Raw genomic sequence first — 16,649 nt, forward strand, 5'->3', positions numbered from 1 at the left:
TTCCCGCAATGAGTTTGACTGAAGCCCGTTTCCACGATCTGGTCGATGCCACCCAGCAGACGCTGGAGGACATTTTCGAGGACAGCGACCTGGATATCGACCTGGAGAGCTCCGCCGGTGTGCTCACCGTCAAGTTCGAAAACGGCAGCCAGGTGATCTTCAGCCGCCAGGAACCGCTGCGCCAGCTGTGGCTGGCCGCGCGCTCCGGTGGTTTCCACTTCGACTACGACGAAGAAAGCGAGCGCTGGATGTGCGACAAGAGCGAAGAGCAGCTGGGCGAAATGCTCGAACGCATCGTTCTCGAGCAGGCCGACATCAAGCTTGAGTTCGAAGGGCTCTGAGACCGTGACGCAGACCGCCGCCGCGCGCCCGCCCAAGCCGCTGTACAGCAACGTCAGCCCGGCGGTGGCCTCGCCCTGCGTCAGCCTGTGCCGGCTGGATGAGGCAAAAGTCTGCAAGGGCTGTTTCCGGCATGTCGAAGACATTCGCGAATGGCGCTCGGCGGACGACGAGCGACGGCGAGTGATCTGCCGCCAGGCGCTGGAGCGCAAGCGGGCGGCGGCGCCCGGCCTGGGCTAGCGCAGGCACGGAAGCCCGGCGGCTTGTTTATTTGTGCTGCTGTGGTAGTGTCCGGTTACGCCTCGCCACATCGAGGCCAGTGAAAACCCCGTCCTATCTGGATGGGGTTTTGCTTTTTTGTGCCGAAAAAAGGAGTCTGCCTGGATCATGAGCACCGCACCTTCCATCATTCTCACCCGCCTCGACGTACAGCGTCTGGAGCGCCTGATCGACAGCCTGGACGACACGCTGCCTGGCGTCATTGCGCTGCAGACCGAGCTGGATCGCGCTGAAACCCTGGTGGGCCACGATGAAGTCCCAGCCGGTGTCGTGACCATGAATTCGCGTGTGCATTGCCGCGAAGAGGGCAGCGGCAAGGACTATCACCTGACGTTGGTGTATCCACAGGACGCCAATGCCGACGAAGGCCGGATCTCGATCCTGGCGCCGGTGGGCAGCGCCTTGCTCGGCTTGCAGGTCGGGCAGTACATCGACTGGCCGGCCCCCGGCGGCAAGACCCTGAAACTGACCTTGCTGGAAGTGGAATACCAACCCGAGGCGGCTGGCGACTTTCACCTCTGACCGCTACTCCTGACCGGCTAGACCTGCTCGAGCGCGTCGTTCAAGGCGCGCTCCAGGTCCGCCTTGTAGCGCAGGTAAAGATTGCTTGAGCCGTGGTGGTCGCCGAGCAGGCCCGACAGGTCCAGGTCGGTGATGTAGCAGCGATAGCGTTCGGTTGCGTGACGCTGGCCAACGATCTCCTGGGCGACCGCGGCAAACAGCTGGTTGCCATGCTCCAGCTCGGAAAACTCCCGTTGATTGCAATACAGGGTGACCTGCACCTGTCCCGGTGCGGCCTTGCCGATAATCCCCTGCACGTCATAGAACGGCTTGTTCGCCGGTGTCTGCGGCATCGGGCGCGGCTCGACCCGGCGGGCCCTTGTGCCGCCTGAGGGCAATATCTGGTAATACAAAATGTCCAGCGGGACCAGGGCTTGCGCGGCATCCATCGGCAGTTGGGCATCGCGCCGGTAGAGGATCGACTGCAGGAAGCGTTGCAGGGGAACCAGCAGGCTTTGTTCGTCGTGATAAGGCAGGCGTTGCTGCCAGAGCGCATCGAATTCATCCAGCACGTACAACTCGGCTTGGGCCTCGACGACGCGGTAGAACACCTGGATGCAATCGGGCTGGCCCATCGGCAGGATCAGGGCCAGGTCGTGCTCTTCCAGGGCCATTGGGTCCAGGTGCAGCGGGCTGTAGCTCGATTGTTCTTCGCCAAGGTAGTCGATCAGCGCCGGCAGGCTGGCCAGTGCCACATGATTGACCTGGCCCGGCACCAGCTCCAGCACGTGGTAATGCTGCTGCACCTGGATCAGATAGCGGTGGTTGAGCTGGCTGAGCAGCAGGTTCTGCGCCATGTCGAACAGCTCTTCGACGCGCTGGGCGATGAACTGGGCCCGGTTGTGGCAAAAGCAGCGGACCCTCAGTCTCGGTTGTTCGAGGCCGCGCGGCAGGCTGTTGAGGTAGTCGCGCAAGCAGTCGAGCAGGGCATGGGTGCCGTCGTAACGGCCTACCAGGACTTCGTTCCAGCTGGTGAGTGTCACTTGGTCGAGGGTCAGCACCAGGTTTTCCCGCACCCCGGCGTAGCTCAGGGAATCGGTGCGCTCAGTGGTCATCAGGATGTTCAGGTCGCGGTGATGCTTGAGCGGATCGCGGCCCACATTCACCAGGATCAGCACCTCGCTGGGCACGCTGGTGTGCAGCAGGCGCTCTTCGCTGACGGTGCCCAGGGGCAGGGCAATGGTCTGTTGCAGGCTGCCCAGCAGGTTGAACAGCTCGAACTCGCTCAGGTCGCTGCTGCCCGGATGCAGCGCCAGGCGCGTGCTGCTGTCGATCACGCCGTTGCGATGGCACCAGGTCAGCAGTTCCAGCAGTTCGCGGCTGCGCTTGATCGGCGCGAAGTGTTCCCACTCCAGGGCATTCAGGCTGCCGTTGTACAGGCCCCAATGGGTTTGCCCCGGCTCTTTCTTGTTGGGCGACTGGACCAGGGTCAGGGTGTCTTCGGCCAGGTCCGGGGCGATGCCGGGGTTGATGAACTCGATCTTGCCAGCCTTGCGCTCGAAGGCGGCATACAGCCGGCGGCCGAGGACATTCAGGTCGCGCTTGTTGATCAGCCCGAGGGTCTGCTCGGTACGGGCGAACTGGGTCAGGAAGCGGTAGCTGTAGTTCAGTTCGTTGACCAGGGCCCGGCGTTCGGCGCTGACCTGGCGGACTTTCCACTGGCTGCGGCTGTCGAGCATCGCCAGTTGGCGTTGATCCCAGCCCCATTCATGGGCCAGCCGTTCGAGCAGCGAGCGCTGCCAGCCCGGATTACGCGCGCCGTTATGGCCGGTGAGCTTGCGGTTGACCTTCAAATACAGGCTGCGCCGTACCAGTTCCAGGCGCTCCGGCTCGCCACGGGCCTTGAGGTATTCCTCGATGCGTCGGTAGACCACGATGTACGGGTCCAGCTCGTCGAGGTCCAGGCGGTTGGCGAACACCGCCTGCTTGAAGCGCAGGCTCAGGCATTCCACCCGGGGATGCTCGCTGGCATAGACCTCGGTCAGCAGCAGTTTGAGTACGGACTTGTAGGGCGACTCGATGCCCTTGAACAGCTGCCAGAGTCCGGCGCCGATGAATTCGCCCGGCGGGATATGGGCCAGATGGCCAAGATCGAGGTTTTCATCGGCGCGGATGAAGCGTTTGGACAGCAGCGTATGGGTGTATTCCTGATAGCGGGCTTCTTCGTACACCGGTACCAGCCACCACAGCGGTGTGCGCCCGGCCAGCCAGATCGCCGTGCGATAGAACTCGTCCAGCAGCAGGTAGTGCTGGGTGGTGCCGCAGTCGTCCGAACTCAATTGGGTGTCGCGATCGCCACGGACAAAGCGGCTCGGGTCGATCAGGAAGAAATGCGCCTCGGCGCCCTGGCCGGCAGCCCAGGTTTCCAGCAGCAGGCACTTCTTGCGCAGCTCGGCGAGTTCATTTTCGCCGAGGTCGGGCGCATGGCAGACCCACACGTCCATATCGCTCTGGTCGGCCTGGGCCAGAGTACCCAGGCTGCCCATCAGGAACAGACCATGGATAGGACGCGGCGCATTGCTTGGCCGAGCCTTGTAGGAAAACGAGCGGGTCAGGCGCTGGGCTTCGTTGAGCGTGGGCGTATCGGGCTCATAGTTCGACAGCCCGGCCGGTGTAGCACCCGACACGTAACCCGGCAATAACGGGTGGTTGACGTGAAAGAACAGCGGCAACAGGTTGAGCACCAGTTGCTGGCGTGGCGACAACCCCTCCATGGCCCGGCCCAGGCGCCCTTCGTTGAGCTTGAGAAAGCGCGCGCGCAGTTGGCTGAGAACCTTGCGATCGATTCCCTCGTCCAGATCTGGGCGGATTTCATGGGTGCGGGTCATTCAAACAGGCTCGCGAAGCTTGAACGTGGGAGGCATGGATGCGAAGGAGTTTACAGCCAGTCGAGGGCGAGTCTTAAGCTGAATTTGATTTTTGACGTCAGATTCCCAACGTCCGCTTGGAGCTTGCCCGCGGAATCCGACAGGCGGGGATTCCGAGGGCTGTAGGGGAGAGCGGTCAGGCGGCTTCTTTGACTGTCAGGATGGTCAGCAGGCCTTGGGCATGCTCGGCGGCATCGCGGCCCAGGCTGGTCAGGTAACCACCATCGGGCTGGGTAATGAGCTCTTTCTCGAACAGGCGTTGTGCGGCGGCGATGGCTTGGGGGGCAGCGGTCTGATGGATTTTCAGGCCTTCCTGGGAACTGTCCAGGTTGAAGAGTGCAAGGATTTCCAGTTCGGCAACCAACTCAGGGGTATACGACATAAGGACTCCAGACTTTCTAGGAATTAGACGACAGCGTCCTTAAGGTGACCGCAGTTGCGCAGCCTGTCCAGTGTCCGCTGCGGACTTTTACGCCTCTGGGCGGCGGTATTTGGCCGCAGGGCGCAAATCAGTGTAGCCAAGGGTCGCAATCGCGCCGGCGGGTCGCGGCGCGAGGCGGGGCGGGGCTTATTTCTTCTCGGGCGGCAGCTCGGGCAGCGCACGCAGGGCGGCTTCGTACCATTGGGTATCGAACGCGCGGTCTTCTTCGAGGATCGCGTCGATTTCCACTGCCAGGACGTGAGCCATGAGGTTGAGGATTTCGTCACGCTCGTAGCCGACCAGGGTCAGCTTGTTGAAAGTGGCCCTGGCCGCTGGCGGGTTGTCGCTTTCGATCTGGTTTTCGATCGCTTCGATCAGGGTGTTTTCGGCGAACTCTTCATCGTCGTTATCGTCGTGCTGGGTTGGCTCGCTCATGGCAGGCTCCTCAAGGAAAGGTCGCCAGTCTACCTGTATTCAGGAGCCTGATGCTGCTGGCCAGTCGGCTGCCGAGGATCTATAAAAGTGGCTGCCAACCCCGTACCCGGCCTGGAGGCTGCGTGATGCTCAAGCTTTATGGATTCGCCGTCAGCAATTACTACAACATGGTGAAACTGGCATTGCTGGAAAAAGGTCTGCCCTTCGAAGAAGTGCCGTTCTATGCCGGGCAAAGCCCCGAGGCATTGGCCATCAGCCCGCGCAGCAAAGTGCCGGTGCTTGGGGTGGAGCAGGGCTTTATCAATGAAACCAGCGTGATCCTCGAATACCTCGAAAGCCAGCCAGGGCCTGCCTTGTTGCCAAGCGACCCGTTCGAGCGCGCCCAGGTGCTGGCGCTGGCCAAGGAAATCGAGCTTTACATCGAACTGCCGGCACGCGCCTGTTACGGCGAGGCATTTTTTGGGACGGCAGTGCCTGAAGCCATCAAGGAAAAGTCCCGCAACGAATTGCTGCTGGGGTTCGCCTCACTGGCCAGGCACGGCAAGTTCGCCCCTTATGTGGCGGGCGGCAGCCTGAGTGTGGCGGACCTGTATTTCCTGTACAGCGTGAGCCTGGCCTGCGCAGTGGGGCAGAAAGTGTTCGGTGTGGATTTGCTGGCGCAGATACCGGCAGCCAAAGCCTTGATGGCGCGACTGGAGCAGATGCCCAACGTGCAGCGGGTGGCGGCGGATAAAGATGCGGCGATGCCGCAGTTCCTGGCGATGATCGCCAGCAAGAAGTAGGAAGGTTTCAGGTCGCTGACTGCGGGCAAGCAACGTTGGGAATGTTGCTTGCTCGCGCTGGCTTTTAGCGGCTGGCCAGTAGCGCCTGGCCGCGAACCACTGCAGCCCTGACCTGAGCCGGGGCGGTGCCACCGATGTGGTCACGGGCGTTGACCGAGCCTTCGAGGGTCAGCACGGCAAACACGTCCTGGTCGATCTGATCGCTGAACTTGCGCAATTCTTCCAGGCTCATTTCCGCCAGGTCCTTGCCGGTTTCCACGCCGTACTTCACCGCGTGGCCAACGATCTCGTGGCAATCACGGAATGGCAGGCCGCGGCGCACCAGGTAGTCCGCCAGGTCGGTGGCGGTGGAGAAGCCGCGCAACGCCGCTTCGCGCATCATCGCGTGCTTGGGCTTGATCGCCGGGATCATGTCGGCGAAGGCGCGCAGCGAGTCGCGCAGGGTGTCGGCGGCGTCGAACAGCGGTTCCTTGTCTTCCTGGTTGTCCTTGTTGTAGGCCAGGGGCTGGCCCTTCATCAGGGTCAACAGGCCCATCAGGGCGCCGAATACGCGACCGCTCTTGCCACGAACCAGCTCTGGAACGTCGGGGTTCTTCTTCTGCGGCATGATCGAGCTGCCGGTGCAGAAACGGTCAGGCAGATCGATGAACTGGAACTGCGCGCTGGTCCACAGCACCAGCTCTTCGGAGAAGCGCGACAGGTGCATCATGGCCACGCTGGCCGCGGCGCAGAACTCAATGGCGAAATCGCGATCAGACACGTTGTCCAGCGAGTTGCCGCCGACGGCGTCGAAGCCCAGCAGCTGGCAGGTCAGCTCGCGATCGATCGGGTAGGTGGTACCGGCCAGAGCGGCGCTGCCCAGGGGCATGCGGTTGGTGCGCTTGCGGCAGTCGACCAGGCGCTCGTAATCGCGGCTGAGCATCTCGAACCAGGCCAGCATGTGATGCCCGAAGGTCACAGGCTGCGCGGTTTGCAGGTGGGTGAAGCCCGGCATGATGGTGCCGGCTTCGCGCTCGGCCTGCTCCAGCAGGCCTTTTTGCAGGCGAGTGATTTCCGCCAGGATCAGGTCGATTTCGTCACGCAGCCACAGGCGGATATCGGTGGCGACCTGGTCGTTGCGGCTACGGCCGGTGTGCAGCTTTTTGCCGGTGACGCCGATGCGGTCGGTCAGGCGCGCTTCGATGTTCATGTGCACGTCTTCCAGGTCGACGCGCCAGTCGAAAGTGCCCGCCTCGATTTCACCCTGGATGGTTTTCAGGCCGTCGATGATGCTGTCGCGTTCGGCATCGGTCAGCACACCGACCTTGGCCAGCATGGTGGCGTGGGCGATCGAGCCCATGATGTCGTGACGATAGAGGCGCTGGTCGAAGGTGACGGAGGCGGTAAAGCGGGCGACGAAGGCGTCGACGGGCTCACTGAAGCGGCCGCCCCAGGACTGATTGGTCTTGTCAGTGCTCATGAATTCGCTCGTGATCGGCTGGAAGGGAAATGAGGTGAAAAGTTGCCGCGGATAATAACAGGGTTGCCAATCCTGTAGCTGGCGCCGGTCGGCAGGTTTTTATTTCCGTCGCGGGCCCGCGGGGCGCTTGTCGCTGCCCTTGGGCGCGCAGAGACTAGGCGAGCGAAGGCGGGGTGCGAGTGGTGATGTAACGATATTTCTCGATTGAGCAATATCGTCTTGGCAACCGTCTACAGTTGGACTGAAGGAACAGCGCAATCTCGGAAATTCCATCGAGCTGGTCGCTGATCACACAACCGTTGTCGCATGCGCTCCGGTCTCGATGCCACCTCGCGATTTGCGAGGGAGGCGGTCGGGGTGGAAGCCGACTATAAGAAAGGGGGGTGTTTGTGTCTTGTATCAGCAGTCCCCATGACCATGTCGTGCAGTGGCGGGCCCTGAACGGTGTCGAGCAGGCCCGGGTAAATAATGGTGCTTCTCGTAGGGCACTTTTTGGCCCTCGCACTAGTCTTAGCGTGGATCGCCGTGACGGACGTCACTTCACCTGTCTACGCTATCCTTGTGCGAGACTCACGCAGGAATCCAGCGCAATATGAATGTCCTGATCGTTGATGACGAACCCCTAGCCCGCGAGCGACTGAGCCGGATGGTCAGTGAGCTTGAGGGATACAGTGTCCTGGAGCCCAGCGCCACCAATGGCGAAGAGGCATTGGCCCTGATCGACAGCCTGAAGCCGGATATCGTGCTTCTCGACATCCGCATGCCGGGTCTCGATGGCCTGCAGGTCGCCGCCCGCTTATGCGAGCGTGAGGCGCCGCCAGCCGTGGTGTTTTGTGCCGCCCCCGATGAATTCGCCCTCGAGGCTTTTGATGTCAGCGAGGTAGGGCACCTGCTCAAACCGGTGCGTTCCGAGCATCTGCTCGAAGCGTTGAAAAAGGCCGACCGTCCCAACAGGGTCCAGTTGGCGGCCCTGACCCGGCCCGCTGCCGAAAGCGGTAGCGGCCCCCGCAGCCATATCAGTGCGCGCACCCGCAAAGGCATCGAGCTGATCCCGTTGGATCAGGTCGTCTATTTCATTGCCGACCACAAATACGTGACCCTGCGCCATGAGAGCGGGGAAGTCCTGCTGGATGAACCCCTGAAGGCGCTGGAAGATGAGTTCGGCGAGCGTTTCGTGCGCATCCATCGCAACGCCCTGGTGGCCCGCGAGCGCATCGAACGCCTGCAGCGTACGCCGCTGGGGCATTTCCAGCTGTTTCTCAAGGGGCTCAACGGTGATGCGCTGATCGTCAGCCGACGGCATGTGGCCGGTGTACGCAAGATGATGCAACAGCTCTAGAACCAGGGCGGCCGGGCGGGAAACGCATCCGCCCGGGAGGTTCCTGCGGCCGGGGAGGGGCTGCGCTTCCTGATACAAATCAAAGCTGATTTGGCTGAGCTGTTATCATCTGCCGTATTTTCTTCAGTACGGATTGATCCATGTCCTCTCGCGAAATCCGCATCGCTACTCGCAAAAGTGCCTTGGCCTTGTGGCAAGCCGAATACGTCAAGGCTCGTCTGGAAGCCGCTCACCCGGGGTTGATCGTGACGCTGGTGCCCATGGTCAGTCGCGGCGACAAGCTGCTTGATTCACCGTTGTCGAAAATCGGCGGCAAAGGGTTGTTCGTCAAGGAACTGGAAACCGCGCTGCTGGAGAACGAAGCGGATATCGCCGTGCACTCGATGAAAGACGTGCCGATGGACTTCCCCGAAGGCCTGGGCCTGTTCTGCATCTGCGAGCGTGAAGACCCGCGCGACGCCTTTGTTTCCAATACCTACTCCAGCCTTGACGATCTGCCCGCGGGCAGCGTGGTGGGCACCTCCAGCCTGCGTCGCCAGGCGCAACTGCTGGCTCGTCGTCCGGACCTGCAGATCCGTTTCCTGCGCGGCAACGTCAATACTCGCCTGGCCAAGCTCGACGCCGGTGAGTACGACGCCATTATCCTGGCCGCTGCGGGCCTGATCCGCCTTGGCTTCGAAGACCGCATCAGCTCCTCCATCAGTGTCGACGACAGCCTTCCCGCTGGTGGCCAGGGCGCGGTGGGCATCGAATGCCGCACGGCCGACAGCGAGATCCATGGGCTGCTGGCGCCGCTGCATCATGCCGATACGGCAGACCGGGTTACCGCCGAGCGGGCCCTCAACAAACATCTGAATGGCGGCTGCCAGGTACCGATCGCCTGCTATGCGGTGCTCGAAGGCGACCAGCTGTGGCTGCGTGGCCTGGTCGGCGAACCGAGTGGCGGCGTGCTGCTCAGCGCCGAGGCCCGTGCCCCGCGCACTGCGGCGACGGCACTTGGCGTGCAGGTTGCGGACGACCTGCTGGCTCAGGGGGCCGACGATATCCTGCGCGCAGTCTATGGCGAGGCCGGCGAAGAGTGAGCGACTGGCGTGTGCTGCTGACCCGGCCCACGGACGAGTCGGTGCTGCTGGCTGAGACCCTGGGCGAAGCGGGGGTGTTCAGCAGCAGCCTGCCGTTGCTGGAAATCGCAGCCCTGCCTTTAGGCGAAACCCAGCGCGCCCGGATGCTTGAGCTGCAGCTGTATTGCGCGGTGATCGTGGTCAGCAAGCCGGCCGCGCGAATGGCCGTGCAACTGCTCGAGCAGTTCTGGCCGCGGCCACCGAGCCAGCGCTGGTTCAGCGTGGGCGCCGCCACGGCGCAGATCCTGGCCGATCATGGGCTGTTGGTCTTTTTCCCCGAGCAAGGCGATGACAGCGAAGCCTTGCTTGAACTTCCCCAGTTGCGCGAGGCTATTGCGCGCCCTGACCCGCGGGTGCTGATCGTGCGTGGGCAAGGCGGTCGCGAGCTGCTGGCTGAGCGCTTGCGCGGCCAAGGTGCTAGTGTCGATTATCTGGAACTGTACCGCCGCGACCTGCCGCATTACGCCGATGGGGTCCTGATGCAACGCATCCAAGCGGAACGCTTGAATGGGCTGGTGGTCAGCAGTGGGCAGGGTTTCGAGCACTTGCAGCGATTGGCCGGCGAGGCCTGGCCGCAAGTGGCACGGCTGCCGTTGTTTGTACCGAGCCCCCGCGTCGCCGAGATGGCGCGTGCCGCCGGGGCCGATAAAGTTGTGGATTGTCGTGGCGCCAGCGCCGCGGCCTTGCTAACGGCGTTACGGGAGCAACCCGTGCCCGTTCTCTAAACGCAAAGGATGGATACGTGAGCGAAACAGCCTTGCCTAAAGATGATGTCCAGCCAGCAATCGATGCGCCGGCTGAACCCGCAACCCCTGCCCCGCAACGCCGTGGCAACGGGTTGGCGATCCTCGCCCTGCTGCTGGGGGCGGCCGGTGTCGCTGCCGGCGGCTGGGGTGTCTGGCAGGTGCGCAGCCTGCAGGCCAACAATCAACAGCAGCTGGGACAATTGCAGGCCCTGAGCGACGAGGCCCAGAGCCTGAAGCTCAACGGGCAGCGCCTGGCCGAGCGCCTGGAGCAGTTGCCGGCGGCTAATGAACTGGAAGAGCGCCGCCGCCTGGTCGCGCAATTGCAGGGCGACCAGCAGCGGCTCAATCAGAAGCTCGAGAGCGTGCTGGGCGCCAGCCGCAAGGACTGGCGTCTGGCCGAGGCGGAGCATCTGTTGCGCCTGGCCAGCCTGCGTCTTTCGGCCCTGCAGGACATCAGCAGCGCCCTGGCCCTGGTGCAGGGTGCCGACGAGATCCTGCGCGAGCAGAATGACCCGGGTTCGTTCGCCGCCCGCGAGCAGTTGGCCAAGAGCCTTGCGGCCCTGCGCAGCACCGAGCAGCCGGATCGCACCGGGCTGTTCCTGCAGCTGGGCGCGCTGCGCGACCAGGTGGTCGAGCTGACAGAGCTGGCTCCTGAGTACCGCGACCGCGGCGATTCGCTGCTGGGGCTGACCGCCGATGGCGATGGCGCGAGCCGCTGGGCGCAATGGTGGGATCAGATCTCGCGTTACATTCGTATCGATTTCAATGCGGACAAGAACGTGCGGCCGTTGCTCGCCGGTCAAAGCCTGACACAGGTGCGCCTGGCCTTGAGCCTGGCCCTGGAGCAGGCCCAGTGGGCTGCGCTGAATGGCCAGGCGCCGGTGTATACCCAGGCGCTGGCGGAAGCCCGTGACGTATTGAAGGGCAACTTCAATCAGGACAATCCGCAGAGCAAGCTGATGCTGGAGCGCGTGTCCGAGCTGAGCAAGCAGCCGGTTACCGTGCAGACGCCAGACCTGACCAACGCCCTGGGCGCGGTTCAGGCCTATCTGGAGCGGCGCAACCTGAGCGCCGAGGAGTCGGTGAAGCCACTGGCCAAACCTGCTGCGAATGCCCCGCAGGAGACCAGTCCATGAAGCGCCTGTATGTGATTCTGTTCCTGGTGATCGCCGCCTCGGGATTGCTGGGGTTGGCGATTGCCGAGCATTCCGGGTACGTCCTGATTGCCTATGACAGCTTCCGCTATGAGTCGAGCCTGTGGGCGACCTTGGCACTGATTGCGGTGATCTGGCTGGTGATTTGGGGTATCAAGGTGTTGATCGAGCTGGTGATGACCTCCAGCGGCGTGGTCAATCCCTGGTCGCGACGCAACCGCAGCCGGCGCGTGCAGATTGCCATCGAGCAAGGCCAGATGGACCTTGCCGAAGGCCGCTGGGCCAATGCCCAGAAGCATTTGCATCGTGCCGCGGAAGCCGAACGCCAGCCTCTGCTGTATTACCTCGGCGCAGCGCGGGCGGCTAACGAGCTGGGAAACTACGAGCAGTGCGACAGCCTGCTGGAGCGTGCCCTCGAGCGCCAACCCCAGGCCGAGCTGGCGGTTGCCTTGAGCCATGCCCAGTTGCAGACCGACCGGGGAGACACCGAAGGCGCCCTGAGCACCCTGCAAGCCATGCACGAGCGTCATCCGCACAGCGTCCAGGTGCTGCGACAGCTGCAGCGCCTGCATCAGCAACGGGGCGACTGGTCGGCGGTGATTCGCCTGCTGCCCGAACTGCGCAAGGACAAGGTCCTGCCCGCCAGCGAACTGGCCGAGCTGGAGCGTCGTGCCTGGGGCGAGAACCTGACGCTCGCGGCGCATCGCGAAGAAGACGGCGCGGCTGGCCTGCAATCGCTCAATCGCGCCTGGCAGCAATTGACCGCGGCGCAACGCCAGGAGCCGCAACTGGTGCTGGCCTACGCCGAGCAACTGCGGCAACTGGGCGCCGAGGCCGAGGCCGAAGAGGTGCTGCGTGTCGCGCTCAAGCGCAAGTACGACAGCCATCTGGCGCGGCTGTACGGTTTGCTGCGTGGCAGTGATCCGGCGCGGCAGTTGCAATTCGCCGAGCAGTGGCTGAAGGACCATCCGAACGATCCGAGCTTGCTGCTAACTTTGGGGCGTCTGTGCCTGCAAACCAGCCTCTGGGGCAAGGCGCGGGACTACCTGGAAAGCAGCCTGCGCCTGCAACGCAACCCTGAGGCCTGCGCCGAGCTGGCGCGACTGTTGGCACAGTTGGGCGATACCGAGCGCAGCAACCAACTGTTCCAGGAAGGCCTGGGGCTGTTGGACGAGCGCCTGCTGGCATCGCCCTTGCCGGTGCCCGCCAGGGTCTGAACCGCAGGGTTGGGCCGGCCCGAGAGGGGCGGCCCACCCTTCAAAAATCTTCCGATCAGGCCACTATGGCCCTTTAATCGCGTCCGGTCTTGTCAGGTCGCGCCTTGAAAGGGCCGAGCGCTTTCTCTACCGTGGCTGCCTGTTTCTTCCGTTGTGGATACACCATGTCGCTGGCCGGCTCACGCTTGCTGTTCTCCCTTGTGTTGTTTACCGGTGCCTTGGCCCTGTGGGCTTCGTTTCACCTGGAATCCCGGGTTGGGCTCGAGCCTTGCCTGTTGTGGGTGCTGCAACGTTTCTTCGTACTGCTGTTGACCTCGATCAGTCTGGTTGCGGTGCTGCATGGCCCACAATACCCGGCAAGTGCCCTGTATTGGCTGCTGGAACTGTTCTGCAGCCTGGCGGGTGTCGTTACGGCAGGGCGCCATGTGCTGCTGCAGAATATTCCTTCGGATCAGTTGCTGGCGTGCTTGCCAGACATGCCGTTCATGCTTGGCAATCTGTCTTGGGGGCGGGCGCTGCAGTTGGTTTTCACCGGGACTGCGCAGTGCGCGCATGTGACCTGGACGCTGCTGGACATGAGCGCCGCGGAGTGGAGCCTGCTGTTTTTCATCGGTGTGATGATTTTGAGTGCCTATCGGCTGTTGCGTCTTCTGCCGCGAAGCCGGCGCAGGGCGGCCGGGGCATAGGACGTCGATTTGCGAAGGGGCGCAAGATTAAACACTTGTATGAACTTTATCTCCTGCGTACCTTGAAGCGCTTGTCGAGCGGGCATAATCTGGCCCGCACGTATCACTGCAATTACGTTGCTCGATGCTGTTCTGCCTGGCCGGATATCGATGTTCAGTCCAGTGGCGGATTCAGAGCGGCATGACCCATAAGGGAAGAGAGATCGCCATGCTCGAAAGTTGTCAGAATGCTCAGGAACGCTGGGGTGGAGTGCATCTGCTGATCGATCGCTGGTTGCAGGAGCGTCACGAACTGGTTCGGGCCTATGATGCTCTCGGCGAGGAGCCTGAGACGTTGGCTGAAAATCGACAACCGCTGCAAGAGTTCTGCGGGATCCTGGTCGATTACGTTTCCGCCGGGCACTTCGAAATCTACGAACAGCTGACCGGCGAGGCCAAGGCCTTCAATGACAAGCGCGGGCTTGAGCTGGCCGAAACCATTTATCCACGGATCGATGTCATCACCGAAAAGCTGCTGGCGTTCAACGACCTGTGCGACGAAGGAAAATGCGTGGCGGAGAAGTTCAAGGAACTGGGCGGCCTGCTGCATGAGCGTTTCGAACTGGAAGATTGCCTGATCGAAGTGCTGCACAACGCTCACAAGGAAGAGGCCGCCGTTCAGGCCTGACTTGTAGCTTGAGAGTTACCGAAACGGTGCGCATTGCGCGCCGTTTTTCGTTTCTGCGTCACCCTAGCCGGTGGTCCCGAGCAGCTCGATTTCAAACACCAGTGGCGTGTAAGGCGCAATCAGGTCGCCCGCACCGTCGGCGCCGTAGGCCTGGGCCGAAGGAATCACCAGGCGCCACTTCGCGCCCGTCGGCATCTGTGGCAGGGCGCTGCGCCATCCAGCGATCACGCTGTCCAGGCGAAACCACTGCGGCTGCTGGTTTTGGTCGAACACCGTGCCGTCAGGCAGGCGCCCGGTGTAGCGAACCTGTACCGAACCATTGGGGCCCGGCCGGGCTCCGTTGCCGGGCGCCAGCTCGGTGAGCAGGATGCCGTTTTCCAGTTCGCGTACACCCGGGCGGTTTTTTTCGGCCGAGAGAAAACGTTGTTCGTTTTCCAGCGCCACTTCGATTCGCGGCTTGTCCGCTTGCTCGCCAACCTGCGCTTCGTGCTGGGCAAGGATCTGTTCGATGCGCTCATCCTTGAGGGCCAGCGGCTTGCCCTGGTAGGCCTGTTTCAAGCCTTCGACCAACGCCTGGATCTGCAAGTCGGGGACCTCCTGGCGCAGGCGTTCGCCGAGGCTGGCACCCAGGCTGTAGGCGAGGTCGTGAGCATCGTTTTTCTGCGAATCTTCGGCGGCCTGAGCCAGTGGTAACAACACGCACAAGGATAAAAAAAGGTAACGCGACATGGGCGTTCTCCGGCCTGAGATGAGGTGGATTATGCCAGTGTGGATATGGCGGCTGGTGAGTAACTTTCTTGTGCGCGAAGAACATTTTCGATCCTCTGCAACGCATGGCATTCGATACTGTCAACATGCCCTAGCGGCGGTAGCAGCAGAGGTCTAGTATGAGCCGCAACTCACGTCAGCCAGGAGGTAAACCATGTCGGCCAATAAGAAGCCTGTAAATACTCCGTTGCATTTGCTCCAGCAGCTTTCGAGCAGCCTGCTCGAACACTTGGAAAACGCTTGTTCCCAAGCCTTGGCTGATGCTGAGAAACTGCTCGCCAAACTGGAAAAGCAACGCGGTAAGGCACAAGAAAAACTGCACAAGTCGCGCACTAAATTGCAGGACGCTGCGGCGGCCGGCAAGGCCAAGGCCCAGGCCAAAGCCAAGGACGCAGTGAAAGAACTTGAAGACCTGCTCGATGCACTTAAAGCACGGCAATCCGAAACCCGCGCCTACATTCTGCAACTCAAGCGCGACGCTCAGGAAAGCCTGAAACTGGCCCAGGGCGTAGGCCGTGTGAAAGAAGCCGCAGCCAAAGTACTGAGCACCCGCTCCGCCAAGCCGGCAGCCGCTCCAGCACAGAAAGCCGCAGCCAAGCCAGCGGCAAAAGCTCCTGCCAAACCTGCCGCCAAGGCACCGGTAAAAACTGCCGCTAAACCTGCTGCCAAGCCAGCCGTAAAAACCGCCGCCGCCAAGCCCGCAACTGCCAAGCCAGCAGCTAAACCGGCTGCTGCAAAAGCTCCTGCCAAGCCAGTCGCCAAACCTGCTGCGAAAACAGCAGCTGCCAAACCGGCCGCGGCGAAACCTGCAGCCAAGCCGGCTGCAAAACCCGCTGCAAAACCAGCGGCCAAAACTGCAGCGGCCAAGCCAGCGGCTAAATCCGTAGCGGCAAAACCAGCTGCCAAGCCAGCCGCCAAACCAGCTGCGGCAAAAGCTCCGGTGAAAGCAGCAGCCAAACCTGCAGCCAAGCCCGCTGCCAAGCCGGCAGCAGCCAAGCCAGCGACGGCGGCTAAACCTGCCGCTGCCAAGCCAGTCGCCGCTAAACCTGCTGCTGCAAAACCAGCGGCAAAACCTGCGGCTAAACCTGCGGCCAAACCGGCTGCAAAACCTGCTGCCAAGAAGCCAGCCGCAGCCAAGCCTGCTGCTGCCAAACCGGCAACCGCTCCTGCGGCCGCCAAGCCGGCTACCCCGGCAATCCCGGCTGCCAAGCCTGCGGCACCGGTATCTTCGCCAGCTCCAGCAGCGGCGGCTGCGCCGGTTTCGGCTCCAACCGCTCCTGCCAGCACCACGCCAACCAGCGCTTCCTAAGCGCCGGTCACCGCGACGCGCAGTGCCTGCAGCGCGTCGCGGTTGAGGTTGGCGGCTTCGGCCGCCAATCCTTGCAGCCAGTCCTCCAGATCCCGCGCTTCATCCTCCGGCCATCCCTCTGCCAGCGCTTGCAGGCGGCTCAGCAGTTGCCGTTCGGCTTCCAGTTCCAATGCCTTGACCTGTTCACGCAACACCGCCAATTGCGGATCCGCGCTCGCGGCCGGGCGCCATTGCGTGCGCAGCTGTCGTAACGGGCTGACGACGGCGTCGTGCCAGGGCTGGCCCAGGGTTCGCAGCTGTTGCAGGCGCTGTGCGTTGCAAGCCACCCCGCGGGTGCCGAGCCAGACCGCGCAGAGCAAAAGACAGACATTGGCCCCGGCCGCCTGAAGGTCCAGGCAGGCTCTTTCGACGCCTGGGTGTGCGTAGGTCTTGAGGGTGAAGCTCCACAGGTCAGAGGACATAGTGCTACTCGCGCCAGTTGCGAACGAAGCTGGTAGAC

18 protein-coding genes are annotated in these 16,649 nt (G+C 62.6%); 12 read left to right on the forward strand and 6 right to left on the reverse strand.

Translation table 11 applies throughout. The features are described from left to right. Window positions 1-8 precede the first annotated feature (8 nt). The 3 genes from cyaY to rnk all read left to right on the forward strand — a co-directional run bounded on the left by cyaY (window position 9) and on the right by rnk (window position 1,140). Window positions 9-341 carry an iron donor protein CyaY gene (gene cyaY, locus BLV20_RS05385; protein ID WP_092297983.1) on the forward strand — a complete coding sequence of 111 codons (333 nt, stop codon included), beginning with the start codon at window positions 9-11 and terminating at the stop codon, window positions 339-341. A 4-nt stretch (window positions 342-345) separates the two neighbouring features. Continuing rightward, window positions 346-579: a DUF1289 domain-containing protein gene (locus BLV20_RS05390; RefSeq protein WP_092297986.1), complete on the forward strand. Its 234-nt coding sequence runs from the start codon at window positions 346-348 to the stop codon at window positions 577-579. Between the two features lie 147 nt (window positions 580-726). Next, the gene (rnk, locus tag BLV20_RS05395; protein ID WP_092297989.1) at window positions 727-1,140 is read left to right on the forward strand and encodes a nucleoside diphosphate kinase regulator; all 414 of its coding nucleotides are present in this window, start codon (window positions 727-729) and stop codon (window positions 1,138-1,140) included. Window positions 1,141-1,157: 17 nt separating this feature from the next. On the opposite strand, the gene BLV20_RS05400 is transcribed toward rnk, so the two are convergent. The 3 genes from BLV20_RS05400 to BLV20_RS05410 form a co-directional block, all read right to left on the reverse strand. Continuing rightward, the gene (locus BLV20_RS05400) at window positions 1,158-4,007 is read right to left on the reverse strand and encodes a class I adenylate cyclase (RefSeq protein WP_092297992.1); all 2,850 of its coding nucleotides are present in this window, start codon (window positions 4,005-4,007) and stop codon (window positions 1,158-1,160) included. A gap of 175 nt (window positions 4,008-4,182) precedes the next feature. Then, window positions 4,183-4,428 (reverse strand): TIGR02647 family protein, encoded by a 246-nt coding sequence (locus tag BLV20_RS05405; RefSeq protein ID WP_092297995.1) that lies wholly within the window; start codon window positions 4,426-4,428, stop codon window positions 4,183-4,185. A 186-nt stretch (window positions 4,429-4,614) separates the two neighbouring features. Further along, window positions 4,615-4,902: a hypothetical protein gene (locus BLV20_RS05410; protein WP_092297998.1), complete on the reverse strand. Its 288-nt coding sequence runs from the start codon at window positions 4,900-4,902 to the stop codon at window positions 4,615-4,617. A gap of 125 nt (window positions 4,903-5,027) precedes the next feature. Here BLV20_RS05410 and BLV20_RS05415 point away from each other — a divergent pair, with 125 nt between their 5' ends. Beyond that, entirely contained in the window at window positions 5,028-5,684 is a 657-nt protein-coding gene (locus tag BLV20_RS05415; RefSeq protein WP_092298001.1) for a glutathione S-transferase family protein, read from the forward strand. 64 nt (window positions 5,685-5,748) lie between these two features. Here BLV20_RS05415 and argH read toward each other — a convergent pair whose 3' ends face one another. Next, a complete protein-coding gene (argH, locus tag BLV20_RS05420) occupies window positions 5,749-7,143 on the reverse strand; it encodes an argininosuccinate lyase (RefSeq protein WP_092298005.1) in 1,395 nt (464 codons plus the stop codon). A 592-nt stretch (window positions 7,144-7,735) separates the two neighbouring features. On the opposite strand from argH, the gene BLV20_RS05425 reads away from it, so the two are divergent. From BLV20_RS05425 to rsd, 7 genes are all read left to right on the forward strand, one after another. After that, the gene (locus BLV20_RS05425; protein WP_016703190.1) at window positions 7,736-8,482 is read left to right on the forward strand and encodes a LytR/AlgR family response regulator transcription factor; all 747 of its coding nucleotides are present in this window, start codon (window positions 7,736-7,738) and stop codon (window positions 8,480-8,482) included. Between the two features lie 140 nt (window positions 8,483-8,622). Further along, window positions 8,623-9,564 (forward strand): hydroxymethylbilane synthase, encoded by a 942-nt coding sequence (hemC, locus tag BLV20_RS05430; protein WP_092298008.1) that lies wholly within the window; start codon window positions 8,623-8,625, stop codon window positions 9,562-9,564. Then, window positions 9,561-10,328, forward strand: coding sequence for a uroporphyrinogen-III synthase (locus BLV20_RS05435; protein WP_092298011.1), 768 nt, complete (start codon window positions 9,561-9,563; stop codon window positions 10,326-10,328). The genes hemC and BLV20_RS05435 overlap by 4 nt, the downstream gene beginning before the upstream one ends. A 17-nt stretch (window positions 10,329-10,345) precedes the next feature. Next, window positions 10,346-11,485: a uroporphyrinogen-III C-methyltransferase gene (locus tag BLV20_RS05440; RefSeq protein WP_092298014.1), complete on the forward strand. Its 1,140-nt coding sequence runs from the start codon at window positions 10,346-10,348 to the stop codon at window positions 11,483-11,485. Beyond that, window positions 11,482-12,720 (forward strand): heme biosynthesis protein HemY, encoded by a 1,239-nt coding sequence (locus tag BLV20_RS05445; RefSeq protein ID WP_092298017.1) that lies wholly within the window; start codon window positions 11,482-11,484, stop codon window positions 12,718-12,720. Before BLV20_RS05440 ends, BLV20_RS05445 begins: the two co-directional genes overlap by 4 nt. Before the next feature lie 164 nt (window positions 12,721-12,884). After that, entirely contained in the window at window positions 12,885-13,406 is a 522-nt protein-coding gene (locus tag BLV20_RS05450) for a disulfide bond formation protein B (RefSeq protein ID WP_092298020.1), read from the forward strand. Window positions 13,407-13,614: 208 nt separating this feature from the next. Further along, window positions 13,615-14,073: a sigma D regulator gene (gene rsd, locus BLV20_RS05455; RefSeq protein ID WP_092298023.1), complete on the forward strand. Its 459-nt coding sequence runs from the start codon at window positions 13,615-13,617 to the stop codon at window positions 14,071-14,073. A 63-nt stretch (window positions 14,074-14,136) separates the two neighbouring features. On the opposite strand, the gene BLV20_RS05460 is transcribed toward rsd, so the two are convergent. Then, the gene (locus BLV20_RS05460; protein WP_092298026.1) at window positions 14,137-14,802 is read right to left on the reverse strand and encodes an FKBP-type peptidyl-prolyl cis-trans isomerase; all 666 of its coding nucleotides are present in this window, start codon (window positions 14,800-14,802) and stop codon (window positions 14,137-14,139) included. Between the two features lie 193 nt (window positions 14,803-14,995). Here BLV20_RS05460 and BLV20_RS05465 point away from each other — a divergent pair, with 193 nt between their 5' ends. Continuing rightward, the gene (locus BLV20_RS05465; RefSeq protein WP_092298030.1) at window positions 14,996-16,150 is read left to right on the forward strand and encodes an AlgP family protein; all 1,155 of its coding nucleotides are present in this window, start codon (window positions 14,996-14,998) and stop codon (window positions 16,148-16,150) included. Here BLV20_RS05465 and BLV20_RS05470 read toward each other — a convergent pair. Further along, the gene (locus BLV20_RS05470) at window positions 16,147-16,611 is read right to left on the reverse strand and encodes a TIGR02444 family protein (RefSeq protein WP_092298033.1); all 465 of its coding nucleotides are present in this window, start codon (window positions 16,609-16,611) and stop codon (window positions 16,147-16,149) included. The genes BLV20_RS05465 and BLV20_RS05470 overlap by 4 nt on opposite strands. Window positions 16,612-16,649 lie beyond the last annotated feature (38 nt).

Source organism: Pseudomonas sp. NFIX28, from assembly GCF_900107395.1.
GTDB lineage: Bacteria > Pseudomonadota > Gammaproteobacteria > Pseudomonadales > Pseudomonadaceae > Aquipseudomonas.